A 1072-nucleotide genomic window follows, 5' to 3' on the forward strand; every position below is an offset into this window, starting at 1 on the left:
ATAAGGTATATGGTGCAGTATTTCCCATTCTTTACGATAAAGAGACAGGCGAGGCACTGGACTTCGCCAACAACGCTTCATTAACAGTACAGAGCGATTATGTGCCTAATGACATCATTAAGATAATGACAGGTCAGGTAGTATTACCGCCTCAATACGATTTAACAGAAGCAGAAAAAGACGCACAGTATGATGGATATGACGAAAATGTAGATATGGAAAGTCAGGTAGATATAGACGCAAAAGATGGTATAGACCGTACAGATTTAGAAACTATGGCACAGATATCACAAGAAGCTATTAAAACTCAAAGAGAAGCAGAACAGAAGTATGCTACAGCGATAGAGAATGCGAAGCATAAGAGTGAAGCCGATAAGGCTGAACGTGCAAAGTTGTTGAAGCCTGAAAAGGCTTCCACTTAAAGGCAAGTCGTTGCCGTCCAATTGGATACTACTTGATATCCAATTGGCTCACTGGAAACAAAAAGAGGAAAAATGGAAGTTGGAAAGACTTATGTATTAGCTCCACAAGCAAACAATTTATTAAAAGTAGAGGAAGTCGGTAGCGTACAGGTTCCTAATCAGTTTATATGGCTTCAAACAATCGGATATATAGTTGGTACAGGTATTACTCCTGTCGGATTATATTCTACTTTTGTTAAAACAGGTAATAATTATAGTTTTGCAGGATTTCAGGTACAAAACGACGATATTAGTATTTCACCTATGCTATCAAATAACAGAGTACACGCTACTACGATTATTAATGCTGTAGAGGAAGTTCCAGATTATTCTCAAACAACGTATCTAGGCAGACTAAGAGACCTTAATCCACCAAATAATAATATGTTGTTTAGTTTCATTTCCTTTGGATGGGCAGAGCAAGGCGAGTTGCCAACGTTCTTAGAGTTTGGTAAATTCTTTGAAAACGGTTAGTGCTATTCTTTAAGAGTAAACATTGCACGTCACGGCACTCCTCCGTATACTTATACTCCATTCGGAATATCCGTTGTTCCGATGGGTATCGTTACGCACTGTCCAAACACAACACACGACGTCATAGATAATAATAT

At 38.4% G+C, this 1072-nt stretch carries 2 protein-coding genes; both read left to right on the forward strand.

Annotation, left to right across the window (positions count from 1 at the left end; genetic code table 11):
- Window positions 1-422, forward strand: a 422-nt coding sequence (locus KOI35_RS46970) for a hypothetical protein (protein ID WP_215796322.1), incomplete at its 5' end; no start/stop codon positions are given.
- Between the two features lie 72 nt (window positions 423-494).
- Window positions 495-935, forward strand: a complete 441-nt coding sequence (locus KOI35_RS46975; RefSeq protein ID WP_215796323.1) for a hypothetical protein — start codon at window positions 495-497, stop codon at window positions 933-935.
- Window positions 936-1072 lie beyond the last annotated feature (137 nt).

Origin of the sequence: Paractinoplanes bogorensis, from assembly GCF_018829635.1 — a bacterium.
Classification (GTDB): domain Bacteria; phylum Actinomycetota; class Actinomycetes; order Mycobacteriales; family Micromonosporaceae; genus Actinoplanes; species Actinoplanes bogorensis.